The organism is Patiriisocius marinus (assembly GCF_008974325.1).
GTDB lineage: Bacteria > Bacteroidota > Bacteroidia > Flavobacteriales > Flavobacteriaceae > Patiriisocius > Patiriisocius marinus.
In genome coordinates, this window is record NZ_BKCG01000004.1 from 99,294 (window position 1) to 115,045 (window position 15,752).

Consider the following 15,752-nt stretch of genomic DNA (forward strand, 5'->3'; position numbering starts at 1 on the left):
ATTTGAGTCTAACACTAGTCGTTTTTAGGGAATTTATATAAAAATAGGCCGTTAACTTCGTGCACTTTTTCAAGCAGAAAAATTTCATCTTTTGTAAGCCAATAATCAATACCTAATGAAGAAATATAAGCATATTTTTCTATTTCAGAATTTATGGACGCTATTTTTTTTCTTTTCAGATACCAATCAATGAGCTTTTTAGGATTTCCCTCAATTATTATTGAAGCTCCTTTACCATCTAGCGCTACCGAACGTTTTGTACTAGGTCTAAAAAAGAAAGTTCTATAAAAAACAGCATCTTCAGGTATATGTTCGTTTATATAATTTGAAATCATATCAAATCGTGCTTGCTTACTTTCAACAGGAGTAAATATGGTGGCAGTTTTAGGGAAAATATCTCTAGAAATATCATCTCCAATTAAGGGAACGTTATTGAAAATATTTTCAGAAGAAAATACTATTATTAAAAGGTAGAAAACTAATGCTATTTGACCAAATCTAATACTAATATTTAATGATTTTGAAAAAAAATAAATCAAATAACCTATAGCAAAATAACCTGGCAAAATTGCTAATTTTTGAATACGAACTAATTGAAACGACATTCTAATATTTGTACCTAACAAATTATTTGCAAGGCTCTCTAATGGAATTGAGATTGTAGGAATAACGACTAATAAACAAGACAATAACGCTAATACCAAACTATTTTTAAAATGTTCTTTATATTTAAAATACGTCCAACACAAAAGCCCAATTAAAGGCAATAAATAAAACAGATATCGCACTTTAAGCCATTGTTTTAAAAAGAGCCCCGTATCAAAGAAAAATGGTGCTATACGATCCCTTATTGCCTCTTGATAAAGAGCTGGATCGTAATCTAATGCAATTTCAGTTTTAGTAAAATAAACAACTACAAAAGGAAGCATCCCCACAACAGTTGCAATTAGACTTAATGCAATTTGAAATAGAGATATTTTATATTTTTTCAGGTATTTAAGCAGCAATAATAGCAAAAACCAAATCAGCACACCTCCTAACCCTGATATTGGATGAAAATTAAGAATAATCCCTAAAACTAAACCACCTATTATATACTTCCACTCAGTCTTTAAAAACAATACTATAAATGGTAAAGGAAGAAAGGCAGCATATAATGTTCTTGGCATCATTGTCCACATGTCTCCAATTCCCCACATTTCTGAGCCTGGTAACCAGACAACTCCTCTAACAAGGACTGACAGAAAAACAGCTAATAAAAAATGATTTTTAAACGCTTTAAAAAATAAGAAAAACCAAGTTAATCCATATAATAAATTAGTTGCAAATAATAGAATATTAAGACCTTTTATATAATCGTAATTAACCCAAGATGAAATTTCACGCAGCGTAGAAATAAAAAACGGCGTATAATATTTAAAATTAGAAATATCGTCCGCAAAAAGATCTCCTTTATATAAATCAGGATTATCTAATTTTAAACACATAGGAATTATATTCTGCAAGTCTGACGAAATTGCACTATACCCTACTCCAATATTTTTAACAAAAAATGAACTTGCTATAATTAAATTTAGTATGATAGCTATTGCCCAATATCTTTTACTCATCGATCATTATTTGGGTTGTTTTGCATATCAAATTGTAATGCTTGCAGTAGTAGTTGAAATCCAACTATAATTAATAAAGCACTAATCATTATCGTACCAACAGGCGTAAACTTTTCTAATAATGCATAATGATACCATTTATAGCTTCCAAAAATAACGCCTCCTAAAAACAAAGGCCAGCCAAAAATTATATAGATAGATCCTATATTAAAATCATACATAAAATAGCTTTTCCAAATTCTCGAAATATATTTTTTAAATAGGTTTACTGAAAACAAAATTGGCATTTGAAAAAGCTTCATATTAGACGCTTCATCTCCATATATTGCAGGCATTCCTATTTCTTTAATTTTCCCTCTTTGAAAGTATAATTCACTAATAAGGGAGGTTTCAAAAAAGTAGTCGTTTGATATTTTATTAAAATCAAAGGCTTTAATATTTTCAGTAGCTATACATAAAAATCCATTATTAAAGTCAAAGCAATTCCAATATCCTGTAGAGATTTTACTTAAAAAAGATAGAAATAAATTACCCATTCGCCTAACAACAGGCATATTTTTTAATGCTTTAAAATCTCTAAATCTATTCCCTTTAGCCATAGCATAGCCATCAACAATTACCGCTTTAGCTAAAGATGGAATATAAGTAGCATCCATTTGATCATCTGCATCTAATTTTACTACTGCTACAATGTGTTCAATACTTGTGGCATAGTTAAAGCCAAATTTAGTAGCACCTCCAACTCCCATATTTTCTGGAGTTTTTATTACTATAACTTGACTAATTTTATCAAGCTCTTTTATAGGTAAAGGTTGTGGGCTATTATCGTTAACAATAATAATTGCATCACTAAACATAAGTGCCTTCTCTACCACCTTCAAGATAAAGTCCTGGGCGTTATAATACGGTATTACAATAGCTATTTTTTCTTTCATTCTTTCTTAAGAAATGTAAGTGGTTTAACAATTAGTGCTGCCATCAATAAAAACAGTCCTAACAATGCGAACAATGGTCTATAAATATACAGGTGTTCTCCAAAATACAAAGACACAATCATAGCGAATACAAGACCGTTTAATGAAGCTCTAATAGATGGTAACTTTCCTTTTACAATTGTAAGATACGAAAGTAACCAAGTCATAAAAAAATAAAGCCCCACGAGTCCTACTTCATTAATTAAAGAAAGGTATTGGTTGTGTGCAGAGAAACCGATTAACAATCTATTATTAAGCCCTATTCCAAAAGGGATTATGTATGGCCTTTCGGCTAAATAAATTACATATTGTTTGTGCAAATAATTTCTTCCCGATCCTAGATCATCATAAATTCCTGTAAAATCTTCTACAGTGTTAACATCTCCTGGGCCTGTAATTTTATTTGTAATCCTACCTTTAATAGTATCATCTATTAATTCAATAATTTGAGGGTTTGTGTATGTTAAAATAAAAAAACCAATTAAAGTATATATTGAAATTTGAAAAGCCCTCCCCATATTTCTCAGAAAAAAGTATACTAAAAAGATGATACCAGCTACATAAGTAGTTCTAGACCCTGTTATCAGTATTACTATAGCAGCAATACCAATAGCACTATAAATGTAGGGCCTAAAGATTTTAAGAGGTTTTATGAAAACTGCAGACATTAAAAAAGCTAATGAAATGAGCATGGTCATTCCTAAAACAATTTTATTAGGGCCAAGGGTGCCAGATAAAAAACCATCATAACTTAATGCATACTCTCTATTCCATAAAAAGGGTATAATACCAAGGTTTTGAAATAACACAATTAAACCCTCTAAAATAACCAATGAAGCTATTAAATAAACAAACTTTTTATAGCGTTTGATGGTGTTTACTGATGTGTAAATTAACACAGCCCCAATAAAAAACACCCACATATGGTATAAGTAGAGAAAACTCTGAATAAACCAAACCATCCTATTTAAGAAAAAAGAAAAAACCAATGTAGCTACCAGCATTATTGCACAATACACAGCAAACCTTTTAAATTTATTAAAAAAAAGTATTCGACTAATTTGAACATTAATTGCATTGAAGAACTTTAAATAATGAACCATTAAAAAAACACCAACTACATCATACAATCTAAATTCATTATTACCCGTTAAAGAATATTTTAGAACCGGCAGATTATAAAAATAACTTACAATCAACAAAAACAACAACACGTTTACGTATGTATTGTTGATAAATGGTAATGCTATATTTTTTTTTGATAAACTCAAATTGAGGAATAAAAGGCTTGTATGTTAGATAAGGTTGCTCTTTCTGTAAAGTTAGTTTGTATATAATTATTATTTATTTAAAAACTAATGAATTATTCTTTAAGCAGTTTTATAAATATTAAAAAGCTGTTTATTGATTTTCTTAAATGAATATTCATTCCTTATATGATTATGAAAACTCTCCCCATCTATTTGAGCTTTTTTATTATTTTCTAAATAATAGATTATTGCATCAGCCAATTCATTACTATTACGTTTCGCAACAACTTTTCCAAAATCTCTAACTACTTCTTTACATTGACCTACATCAGTACAAACAACTGGTAATCCAACAATACCATATTCTAATAAACTTACTGGCAGACCCTCAGAGACTGATGAAAGAACTCCTATTTTAGCCTGTTTTAACAAAGGAGCTACATTCTGCTGTGAACCTAAAACAAAAACATCTTTAATTTTCTCATCCTCAATTTTAGATAATATTGACTCACTTGTAAAATCATTATTGCAATTTCCAATTAAATGCAAACTCGCTTTTTTTATTTTGCTTTTCACTATTACAAATGCATCTAAAAGCGTAATATGGTCCTTTTGAGGTCTCATATTTGCAACACAAACAATTCTAAAGCTTTCGTCGCCATTTAATAATACTGAAAAGTTTGAATTACTATTTAATGAAACAAAATTAGGTAAGTAAAATACATTATTACAAGACAGTCTGCTTTCTGACCAATATTTTAAAACATTATTTACAGCTATAATAGCATTAAATTTTAGTGAGCAAAGCTTAAGTATTCTGTAATTTCTATTTGCTAACATCTCACTATTACCATAATGGTCATGCCAAATTAAGGTTAAAGATGGTATCACTAATTTCAATAGTGTAGCAAAGAAAAAGCTGCTTGAATGTGCGTGTACAATAGTAATCTCATTATTTACAACAAATCTTTTTAATTTTTTAAAAGCTTCAAAGTCAAAAATTCCTTTTTTATCTAAAAATAAATAATTCACTTTTGCTAAAAGATTAATTTTCATATCACCTTCTGCACGTGTTGCACATAAAAAAGAATCTATATTTGATAATGCTAGTTCGTTAGCGAAGGATACTGCCATACGTTCAGCTCCCCCAAGATTTAAACTATCAATTAATTGTAGTACCCTCATTTAAGTAATTTTAAAATTTCAGCTTCAAACGTATCTAAAGTATATTCTTGTGACCATTGCTTAGCTTTATTAGACATTTCTTGCAACTTTTTTGGATATTCAAGTTGCTCTAATAAAACAGCTAAATCTTGTTGCTTTATCGTAGACATTAAAATACCACGTGCTCCAAAATCTAACATCCAAGGAACACAAGATATATGAGTCACTATAGGTATTACTCCCCAAAACATTGCCTCTGCAACCACCTTTGGCCACCCTTCAGATTTTGACGGAAGTATCAGAAAACTACTGTCTTTATATGCCTGTTGCACCTCTGCAGCGGCTTTATTTCCTCTAAACTTAATAACATTGTTTAATTGATGATCCAGCACGTAAGTTTCTAAAATGGCTCTTTCTACTCCATCTCCATATAATTCTAACGTACATTGTGTACCACTTTTAACAAGTGATTCTATAAGTTTAATAGCATATAACGGTCTTTTTCCAGAAACCAAACTACCTACAAATAAAAATTTATATGGTGCTTTAAATACTTTAGGAGGAGTACCTATTATTTCTTTTTTGGTGTATGAAGCTGTAAAAAACGACTTAATGTTTTTAGATTGATTTGGCCAATCTCCATAAACCAAAACGTTCATGTTTTTAGTTAAAAAAGTATTAGCTAATATCCATTTCTGTAGTCGGTAGCTTAAAGGTTGTATCGCTTTAGGATCCCAATTCCCTGCATATTTAGCTGTTTTAATTTTCTTCGGAAATAGCACTTGAACAAAGCATCCTATAAGCCCAATATTTGAAGGGCATCGTAAATGAATATGGTCGGCTCGTTTCATCTGAACCATCATTTTAAAGAAAATAGATGGTAAGACCAATGCACTTTTTAAAAGCCCTAGAATAGAACCTCCGTATATACTTGGTATAGAAACCACCTCTATGTTACTATTATCAAAAGATGATGTAAGCAGTTTCTTCTTGTATTTTGTAGGTGAAAGAATAACAGGTTTCTCAACTTTATCAAACCATAAATTCATTTCTTTCACATAAGGAGCGTAACTATATATAGCACTTTCTTTATGCAATGATGGAGCAAGAGTAATAACTAAAAAACGCATTAGATATACTCATTTGAACTATTAGCACTTACTTGAACTGCAGGAACACCTAAAACAGTAGTTCCATTTTCAACATCACGATGCACTAAACTATTTGCGCCTAATACAGCATTATCCCCTACTTGTATTTTACCAACCACCGTGGTATTTGCACCTATATAAACATTGTTTCCTATTATTGGAACGCCGCGACGCTCTCCCCTGCCACTTACACCTATAGTAACTCCTTGCGAAATATTACAGTTATTACCAATAATAGCTTTTGAATTAATAATAATCTGTCCAAAATGCCCAATATAAAATGAATGACCAATGGAAGCAGCATAAGGAATTGAAATACCTGTAAGTATTTCAATCCATTTTAAATGAATAACACTAAATACGAGAAGTACCTTTTTGATAAGTTTAGGAAGGTTACTTTTATAAATAGCATTCGCAGTTCTATAAGCAAACAATGCCCAAAGACCTTGCTGCGTTATTAAAAGCACTAAAGTACTTTTACCAGAATAATCTTTATATTTTTTTATATCAGTATTAAACAATTTCCTAATTTATTAACGATTTATAAAATGCAGTATTCTCTTCTACTATTTTATGCTTCTCAAATTTCTGCATTACCTGTTGTCTCCCTTTTTTTCCTAAACTATTAGCTGCCTTTTTGTTTTCAATACACCAAAGCATTTTTTCAGCAATATCTACTGGGTCATATACATCGCAAAGCAAGCCTGTATGCATATGTTGTATTGTTTCAGGACCTGGACCATATTGTGAAAATACAACAGGTTTTTCAAGCAGCATTGCTTCTAAAGTAACAAGACCTTGTGTTTCCATATGTGATGGAAATATACAAAATAATGCACTTGCGTATTTGATATTTAACTCGGTTCTAGATATAGCGCCGTGAAAATGAACATTCTCAAAATACGATGCTGAATATTTCTTTTTAAGGGCATCTATAAACGAATCTCCATTTGGATACAACCAATCACGACCATACAAATCTAAATGCATCTTGGGATATTTATCTTTTACTAACTGAAATGCTTCAACCAATTCAAATACTCCCTTTTTTTCGCAAATAGTACCTGCAAAAAGAACCCTATTTTCGGTTACTGAAACATCTGGAATTGTTAATGCAGTATCAATTGGGTTATTAATTATTTTCAAAGGCTTTGTTCCATATGTTATATACTTTTCAGTATGCGTTTTCACATAATTAGAAACCGCTATAAAAGCATCAGCATTTTTAAACGATTTTTTTTCTCTCTTCCCTTTAATTGGATCAATGTCACGTTTTTCTGCTTCCGCAAAAAAATGGTGTCCTCCGTGTAATCTAATAACCTTTTTATAGGATGCATTTTTTGATAAATAAGCACAATCCAACTCAGATGTTTCTACAATATCAATAGCTGTTGTTTTCTGTATTCTTTTAAGCTCTTTATTTATTCGGATAAAATTCTCAATATATCTAGCAACTGGTGAAATAGGTTTTGGTAATCTAATTAATTGTACTCCATTATCTTCTAAAATCACTTTTTTAGAATCCTCACCTATTCCTAACACAATTGCTGTATGCCCATCTTTAACCAGCTCACGTGCAAAGGTTTGTACAAAAGTGCCCTTACCTCCTGGAGCCCAAGTTGGGTATTCGTTAGATATAAAAACTATGTTCACTTATTTAGAATTCTAATTTATTTAACAATTTATTTACGTCCTATATTTATCTGGTTTGTAATAATTTCAGGAACTACTTTACCAGAGTCTGTATGCAAATGATTACCATATGTATAGTCAAAATTATCATTTAGGCCTATAAGGTCTAAATAATTTGAAGAAAACCTTATTACTTCATGTTTTTGTTTATCAAAATCTGGTGATAATTCAAATTCATTTTTCATAATTTCACGGTGAATTGGTAGTCTCACGATATATACCTCACCATACTGTTTTAAAAATTTAATAGTTTTAATTAAATAAGTAATTTTATTTTCTGATATTAACCAATAACAAAAAAATGTTAGTAGAAGAAAAATTAAGAACTCAAAAGAACTAAATATACTCTGAATATTTATACTGAAATTATAAAACTAAATTCTATTTAATTTTTGGAAACCAAATTTTTAAAACATCCTTTTCTAACAACTCATCAATACCTTGCAATTGATTGTAAAAATATTGGTCTAAATACTGCTTTGTTTCTGTATTAATTTTTGGAGGTGATTCTGGAATGTTCGGGTTCACCTTTTTATGAATTTTATTTAGAATTTTTTTAATTATTGGTATTGGTTTTGCCTTGACATTATAAGAAATTGGTAACTGATCTAAATAATGTAAGTTTCCATAATTTCTCAATATGCTATTTTTATACAACTGTAACTTATAATTTTTCGGCATTCTAGATTTGTTCGAATGTTTCTCCAAATATGTTTTGGGGATTTTATTAAAATCTACACCTAAAAAACCACAAACTTCCGCAGTAACTTCGTTAAAATTTTTAATTAAGTCCTCAAACAAAACGACTTTAATATTTGATACTGGAAATAAACTGTAATAATACTCAAGTTGTTCTTTGTATAAACTTCGATTGATAATTTGAAAAGGATTATGTAATAATGTATTCTCAAAAGTTTCAGTAACGCGACCTGTTCTAACTAGGTGCCAATAGTTTGAATAAGCTCTTAAAGAAGGTTGTCTTAAAATAAAAATCATTTTAATTTTTTTTTCTTGTTTTGCTATCCTTTTCGCTGCGATTTTAGATGCTAGATATGTAGTAGAATCCTCTCCTACTAATAGACCTCTACTATCTTTAAATTTATTATAATACCACTCCCATAACTCTTTAGGGTTTTTATCCATAGATTGATAGAACCAGTTTTTGTCTTTATAAAAACTATAATCACTATGTTGTAAAATATTATCAATATCAAAAAAACCAATTTCACCGGGAGGAACATAGATATCGGGATGATTATTTAAAATAGTATGTAATGAGGTTGTCCCACATTTCATGGCACCACCAATTATAAAATCTGGTAAAGTATTAATTTTAGGTGCTATCCAATTATCCATAAATATTATTTTAGTTGAATTTTCAATTAATAATCTTCAACCCTAGTTGTTTTTGAATCGATATAGAAGCTTCTAACTGCTGATCCGCTACAACATCCATCCATTGCCTTATTTTAGTTGGTGATCCTTTATCAATGTCTTCTAAAATTGAAATTAAGTTAGATGGTTCATTTAACCAAAACACCACATCTTTAGAAGGCATAGAGCCGAAATGCTCAAAATTATAAATTGTTTCAACACTTGTATTTGAGTTCTCCACTGGATTATAAGCCAAATAAATACAAGGCTTATTAAACATTCCGAAATCAAACGCCATTGTTGACCCTAAGTTAACAACCACATCTGCATAATAAGCTAAACTCACTAATAGCTTTACATCTTCAAATAATGGGTAAACAGCAGTCCAAATAGCTGAGTTAAAATTCCATTTTGGCGGCATGTCAACAATAAGTTTTGGGTATTTTTTCAACACCCAATCATATCTTCCCGAAACATCAACGGGACATCGTCTAAACACTATTTGATAAGCTTGCTGTTTATTATGTTTTAAAATTTCCGAAGCTATGGCATCTAAATATAGTGGATCGTGTGGTGATGTTAGTGCGTCATCGCCAGAGAAACATATAATTTTTTTTGAGCTATCTAATTTATAATTGCTATAAAAATCTTCTTTAGGTATAATATTAGTTGCATCACCGTAAAATTCAAATTGAGGTGTTCCTGTTATATGAACTTGTTCTTGTGGTATTTCTGAATAAAAATTTTGTAGTTGCTCTTTCATTAATGGAGACCACACCAAATACTTGTCTGCTCTTAATGCTAACCTCGCTTTTGGGAGGTTATCCCAAGAATAAATAACAGTAGTAGTTTTTATATTTAATAACTTTGCTGCTAAAAAATATGTAGCAGCTTTTATAGCTCTTTGATGTGTACAAAATAGGCTATCAATATTAGCCTCTTTAAGTATGTTTTTAATTTCTTTAAAGCTAGGGTTTGCCTGTAAGGCTTTTTGATACTTTTCTTCTAAGCTTAGTATCTGTTTGTAGCTTTTATTTTGCTTTGCATAAAACTCGACAGCAGTATAAAACAATTTGAGTTTACGTGTAGCATGACTCTTTTTCTTAAATTCGAGTATCGTATTATTTCCAGTTTGTTGAATATTATAATTTATCCTGGCTGAGTGGATTACTTCTCTTAAAAACTTCTCCTTTATAGTTTCGGTGTACGTTGGTAGTTTAATTTCATTTGTAAAATGTACTTGCTTCCTAATTTCGGCAAGGGTATCATCATCAAAATTATGAAACAATGTTAATGGAACAGTTGTGTTTTTAAATATTGAAGAATATAAATAATTTTTTATTCCCGTTCCGTCTGGAACAAACAACCCAATGTTTGTAGTTTTTTGCACTTATTAAAGTTTAGTTAGCTTGTATTGTAAAAATACACTATTGTATTAATTAAACATCTCTAAACTGCTTTTGATGATTTAAAGCCCATATTTCATCAGTTTTGAGCGAATCGAGAAACAACTCACTACTATTTCCAGAACCATAAGCAGTTACATCTACTTCTATTTTTTCTTGGGGCTGGTTTAATGCACTTAAAATTTCGGCTGTGCCATATGATGTATTTATAATATGTGAGTGTACCGCTCTATTTTCCTGGCGTGTACCTATGTTTATTGTAGGAATCCCGTAATAAGGAGCTTCTCTAATTCCTGCGCTAGAATTACCCACAATACCATCGGCCTTTTTCAAAAGGGTTAAAAAATACTCGAAGCGCACTGAAGGAATCACTCTAAACCTTGGATGATTTTTAAGTTTATCAAACGATGCTAAAATGTGTGCACTTCCTAAATCGTTATTAGGGTAAATTACCACAAAGTTTCTTTCACTGCTTAGAAGTGCTTCCGTAAAGTTTTCAGCATATTGCGCCATGTTTTCAATTTCAGTTGTAACTGGATGAAACATGGCAACAGTAAAGTTCTCAAATGGTATTTCGTAATGGCTTTTTACTTCTGAAATATTAGGAAGATTAGATGAAAACATAATATCTACATCTGGCGAACCAATTGTATAAATGCTTTTAGGTAATTCTCCCATTTGCACTAATCTATCCCTTGCTTCAGTATTACTTACAAAATGCACGTGGCTCATTTTACTAGTACTGTGTCTAATAAGTTCGTCAATGGTTCCACTAACCTCACCACCTTCAATATGTGAAACTAATATATTATTTAAAGACCCAACAATTGCTCCCGCAAGTGCCTCCACTCTATCGCCATGAACAACAATCATATCTGGCTTAACCTTATTTACAAATGAAGAAAAACCTTCAATTGTTTTAGCTAAGGTTAAATCCATTGTATTTTCACTAGTATCATTTTTGAACGTGTGAATATTTTGAAAACCACTTCGTTCAATTTCTATTAATGTATATCCATAGGTTTCCATTAAATGCATTCCTGTCACAAAAATATGTGCTTCAAATTCTTCTTGATTTTGAAGTATATTTAATAGTGATTTGATTTTTCCGAAGTCTGCTCGGGTACCTGTTAAGAATACTATTTTTTTCATTTAAAAGACTTTCAATAATTACTTGCTATTAACTAAAATAGGTGAATTATTCTTGGAGTTATGCTATATCAGAATACGTTAATTGCTCATCATTCAAAATATCGCTAGCAGCTTTTTTTCCTAATAACCCATTGAATTCTTCTGCTAATATTTCACCAGTTCCAGGACGTTTTACCCAAATATTCTCTTTTGAAAAAACTTCTCCTTTTTTTATAGGCGCTATCGTGCAAACCGTTGCAAAAGCAAAATCTATAGTCACCTGTTCTTCTTTAGCTGGTTTCTTTGTCCCACCTCTCATTTGCCAGATTTCATTACTACTTACAATTAAATCTGCGCACGCTGCTTGATCCATACTGCATACAATATCTGGTCCAGTACGTTGTTTGTGGTCTGTAAAGTGACGTTCTAAAATAGAAGCTCCTAATGCTACTGCACCTAAACAAGCATTGTTATTTAATGTATGATCACTTAAACCGAAAACACACTGCGGAAATGCTTCATGTAATTCCATCATTGCTCCGTACCTTACTAAATGTGTTGGTGTTGGGTATAAATTTGTAGTGTGTAATAATGCAAGTGGCGTCCCTTTTTCTTCAAAAATAGCCACTGCTTTTCGAACACTTTCAATAGTATTCATTCCTGTACTTAAAATAACAGGTTTTCCAAATGACGCTATATGCTCTAATAATGGATAATTATTGCATTCTCCACTTCCTATTTTATATGCTTGAACATTAAATTTCTCAAGTCTTTCAGCTGCAGCTCTTGAGAAAGGTGTAGAAATAAAAATCATTCCGCTGGCTTCCACGTAATTTTTTAAAGCGAGTTCATCTGCTTCATTGAGGGAACAGCGCTCCATAATTTCATAAATTGAAACATCAGCATTACCCGGAATCACTTTTTTTGCAGCACCGCTCATTTCATCTGCTACAATATGTGTTTGATGTTTTACTACCGCAACACCTGCCGCCTTGGCTGCATCAACCATCTCTTTAGCAACAGCAAGGGATCCTTCGTGATTGATACCTATTTCAGCAATAACTAATGGTGGATAATCTGGACCTACTTTTCTACCTGCGATTTCAATATATGGATTCATTGGGCTTTATTCTTAATTTGGTTAAGTACAAACTCGGCATACGCTAAATCTTCTTCAACATCTATATCGACGTTTGCAAAGGGATGATTAATGACAAAAGGAAAATTATTTTTACCTAAAATTTCTTCGTTCGAAATTAATGATGCTTTTGAAATATATAGGAGTCCGTTTTCAAAATACAAGGGTTCTAAATCCTGACTTCGTTGTCCAAAAGTATAATTAAAAGGCACATATTTTCCGTTATTAATTTTTCCGAATTTCTGTTCATTTCTACTTACAGTCATAGCGCTATCAAAATCGCCATTTTTAAATGCTGTAAAACAATCCTGCAGTAAATCACAAGGACGCAATGGGTTAGTAGCTTGTAACAGCACTACAGTTTCAACAGTAGCTGACAATTGTGTAAGCACGTGCTTTAAACTGGTAACAGTGGGCTCTAAATCCCCACTTAGATGATGTGGGCGTTTTATTACTTGGGCTCCATGTTTTAAAGCTACTTTAGAAATTTCATCGGAGTCTGTAGTAACATAAACTTCATCAATGATGTTATTGTTTTTTTTAGCATATTGAATACTATGCACAAGCAACGGTATAGAGTTTAACAACGCTATATTTTTACCAGGAAATCTTTTAGAGCCACCTCGAGCTGGTATAATTGCTATATTTTTTATTATTTTCAAGTACTTTAATTATTGGTTTTCTAGATTTAGCTTAGCGTTTTCAATTTTTAGATTCATCTTTTCTTGCCAAACGTTAATATCGTATAATTTCTTAAAATTAGTAGTGTAGTAAGGATTTTCGAAGTTATTAGTTTTATATTCACTAATACTTTCTTCTATAGTTTGCACCCATTCATCAATAAAATTAGGGTTTTTAATGAGCTTACCGTATTCACCATTACCTAAAACCTCTGGTATTCCTCCTTGGTTAGATGCAATACAATAACAACCACATTTTAAAGCTTCGGCTAAAACAATTCCAAAACCTTCTTTCCATAATGATGGAAATAGGTAGAAATCTGAAATTTGATAATACTTTGCTAGTTCTTTATTAGGTACTCGCCCAATAACAACAACTCCTTCCAAGTCAATTTCCTTTTCGACACCTACCACTATTAATTGCATTTCATCAACATTGGTAAATACTCTATTCCAAACATCTAATATAAGTTGCAAGCCTTTTTTAGGTCTGTCCTGTGAACACCAAATAAAAACAAGTTTAGAAGTTATATGTAACTTCTTTTTTTCGTCTTTCTTTTCTTGAGTATCTAATTTATAAAATTGATTTGAGTCTGTTGCATTGTGCATCACACCACAACGCATGGTTAACTCATTGTAATAATTTTTATAATGATTGTAAGCTAATTCGGTTAAAAAAAACAGTTCATCTATGCCATTTAAAAACGATTGTGACCTTTCATCTTTGAAAATAATGTCAAATCCTTGATAATAATATTGCACGTAAAAATTAGTTCTGTTGTACTTTTCAGAAATAAAATCATTCAAAGGAGCTATAATTCCACTATGATCTATAATGTGTATAACATACTTATTATCAGGCTTAATAATAGCATCAAGTGCTTCAAAATATGGATTGAACCTACTTTTATTATCAAATTTATTTTTGATTTTATCTATAGAGGAAGCTGGAGTAAAATTAGCATACACAACATTAGGTATTTCTTCCTCACCTTTAGGGCAAACTATATAATCAAAAGGATGATAACCACTTCGCAAATAGTGATTATACATGGTTGTCCAACTAGCAATTTTTAAATAAGGTAATGGGTATTGACAAATTAAAATTGTTTTGATTGGGATCATACTTTTGTTATTGCAAGTGCCTACTATATCTGCAATTTAATAACTTCTATGGTCATATTGCGGGAAATAGAAATATTTATACCCTTTTCTGAAATGTGCTGCTAACCAAACACCTTTTCTTAAATTACGAAGGCATTTACGAGGCAATTTTTGCGTGAGTACCATTTCTTCCAACTGTTTAAAATACGTAGTAACAGTATTTGACCGTTCTTTTTTAGATTCTGAAAGAATAATTAATTCATAGAATAATGATGCTTGACGATAGAATAAATATTCAACAAGCTTTTGTTTGTTTGGCATTTCCGAAGTAGAAATAAGATTATACACCTTTTGCCTTACTTTAAAAACTGATGTGTTTGCGATCAGGTTTTTAGCTGAGTTGGTAGTTATGCTTTCATTACCTGTTCGCTTTAATAATAGATTTTCATTACAATACTTATAGTTAAGTCCCTTAAATAATAGCCTAAAATGAAAATCTCTTTCTTGTGAACGTTGTAATGATTCATCAAAAGTTTCGGCTTGTTTCAACAAATATGACTTTCTCCAAAGTGGTATTCCTGTATAGAAAGAAAACCCATGTAACAGATAATTTTCTATTTGGTTATCTGTAAGGTTTTTAAGTTTTTTTTGTTTTTTACTAGGTGTATCATCCTCATAAAAATATGTTGCATAACAAGCAGCCATATCTAAACTAGCATCTTTTTGAAGAAGCTCTAAGCGTTGTTCCAAAAAAGTAGGAGTAGCAAGGTCATCACTATCAAACCAATTTACAAAATCACCTTTACTTATTTCGAAACCATAATTTCTACACGCATTTGCTCCCTTAGGCCTATTGACTGGTCTGCTATGCAATTGGAATCTTAGGTCCTTTTTTACGAAATCTTTAATCACCTGTACGGTTTGATCTGTAGAACCATCGTCAACTAGTAAACACTCCCAATTTATGTAGGTTTGCTCTTGAAAACTTTTTAATGTTTCGGCAAGTACATTTCCTCTATTAAAGGTAGGGATGATAATTGATATTATAGGCTTGTTATTTTCCAAACTACTTTATGAA

The 15,752-nt window shown here is 31.1% G+C and carries 15 protein-coding genes; all 15 read right to left on the reverse strand.

Annotated features, from left to right (window positions below; genetic code table 11):
* Positions 1 to 14 precede the first annotated feature (14 nt).
* The 15 genes from GBH57_RS08895 to GBH57_RS08965 all read right to left on the reverse strand — a co-directional run bounded on the left by GBH57_RS08895 (position 15) and on the right by GBH57_RS08965 (position 15,739).
* Complete coding sequence (locus GBH57_RS08895) at positions 15 to 1,610, reverse strand: hypothetical protein (RefSeq protein ID WP_151674140.1); 1,596 nt, start codon at positions 1,608 to 1,610, stop codon at positions 15 to 17.
* Entirely contained in the window at positions 1,607 to 2,545 is a 939-nt protein-coding gene (locus GBH57_RS08900; protein WP_151674141.1) for a glycosyltransferase family 2 protein, read from the reverse strand. Before GBH57_RS08900 ends, GBH57_RS08895 begins: the two co-directional genes overlap by 4 nt.
* Positions 2,542 to 3,507, reverse strand: coding sequence for an O-antigen ligase family protein (locus GBH57_RS08905; protein WP_151674142.1), 966 nt, complete (start codon positions 3,505 to 3,507; stop codon positions 2,542 to 2,544). Before GBH57_RS08905 ends, GBH57_RS08900 begins: the two co-directional genes overlap by 4 nt.
* A gap of 447 nt (positions 3,508 to 3,954) precedes the next feature.
* Entirely contained in the window at positions 3,955 to 5,019 is a 1,065-nt protein-coding gene (locus GBH57_RS08910) for a glycosyltransferase (RefSeq protein ID WP_151674143.1), read from the reverse strand.
* Positions 5,016 to 6,128 (reverse strand): glycosyltransferase family 4 protein, encoded by a 1,113-nt coding sequence (locus tag GBH57_RS08915; protein WP_151674144.1) that lies wholly within the window; start codon positions 6,126 to 6,128, stop codon positions 5,016 to 5,018. The genes GBH57_RS08910 and GBH57_RS08915 overlap by 4 nt, the downstream gene beginning before the upstream one ends.
* Entirely contained in the window at positions 6,128 to 6,670 is a 543-nt protein-coding gene (locus GBH57_RS08920; protein WP_162523881.1) for a serine O-acetyltransferase, read from the reverse strand. Before GBH57_RS08920 ends, GBH57_RS08915 begins: the two co-directional genes overlap by 1 nt.
* A 4-nt stretch (positions 6,671 to 6,674) precedes the next feature.
* The gene (locus tag GBH57_RS08925; RefSeq protein ID WP_151674146.1) at positions 6,675 to 7,802 is read right to left on the reverse strand and encodes a glycosyltransferase family 4 protein; all 1,128 of its coding nucleotides are present in this window, start codon (positions 7,800 to 7,802) and stop codon (positions 6,675 to 6,677) included.
* A 29-nt stretch (positions 7,803 to 7,831) separates the two neighbouring features.
* On the reverse strand, positions 7,832 to 8,026 hold the full coding sequence (locus tag GBH57_RS08930) for a hypothetical protein (protein WP_151674147.1): 195 nt from the start codon (positions 8,024 to 8,026) through the stop codon (positions 7,832 to 7,834).
* Between the two features lie 196 nt (positions 8,027 to 8,222).
* Positions 8,223 to 9,197 carry a sulfotransferase family protein gene (locus GBH57_RS08935; RefSeq protein WP_151674148.1) on the reverse strand — a complete coding sequence of 325 codons (975 nt, stop codon included), beginning with the start codon at positions 9,195 to 9,197 and terminating at the stop codon, positions 8,223 to 8,225.
* Positions 9,198 to 9,219: 22 nt separating this feature from the next.
* A complete protein-coding gene (locus GBH57_RS08940; RefSeq protein WP_151674149.1) occupies positions 9,220 to 10,605 on the reverse strand; it encodes a CDP-glycerol glycerophosphotransferase family protein in 1,386 nt (461 codons plus the stop codon).
* A 49-nt stretch (positions 10,606 to 10,654) separates the two neighbouring features.
* Positions 10,655 to 11,773, reverse strand: coding sequence for a UDP-N-acetylglucosamine 2-epimerase (neuC, locus tag GBH57_RS08945; protein ID WP_151674150.1), 1,119 nt, complete (start codon positions 11,771 to 11,773; stop codon positions 10,655 to 10,657).
* A 58-nt stretch (positions 11,774 to 11,831) separates the two neighbouring features.
* Positions 11,832 to 12,872 (reverse strand): N-acetylneuraminate synthase family protein, encoded by a 1,041-nt coding sequence (locus tag GBH57_RS08950; RefSeq protein WP_151674151.1) that lies wholly within the window; start codon positions 12,870 to 12,872, stop codon positions 11,832 to 11,834.
* Positions 12,869 to 13,552 (reverse strand): acylneuraminate cytidylyltransferase family protein, encoded by a 684-nt coding sequence (locus GBH57_RS08955; RefSeq protein ID WP_308640235.1) that lies wholly within the window; start codon positions 13,550 to 13,552, stop codon positions 12,869 to 12,871. Before GBH57_RS08955 ends, GBH57_RS08950 begins: the two co-directional genes overlap by 4 nt.
* A 9-nt stretch (positions 13,553 to 13,561) precedes the next feature.
* Entirely contained in the window at positions 13,562 to 14,695 is a 1,134-nt protein-coding gene (locus GBH57_RS08960; protein WP_151674152.1) for a glycosyltransferase family 4 protein, read from the reverse strand.
* 36 nt (positions 14,696 to 14,731) lie between these two features.
* Positions 14,732 to 15,739 (reverse strand): glycosyltransferase family 2 protein, encoded by a 1,008-nt coding sequence (locus GBH57_RS08965; RefSeq protein ID WP_151674153.1) that lies wholly within the window; start codon positions 15,737 to 15,739, stop codon positions 14,732 to 14,734.
* Between the last annotated feature and the right edge of the window lie 13 nt (positions 15,740 to 15,752).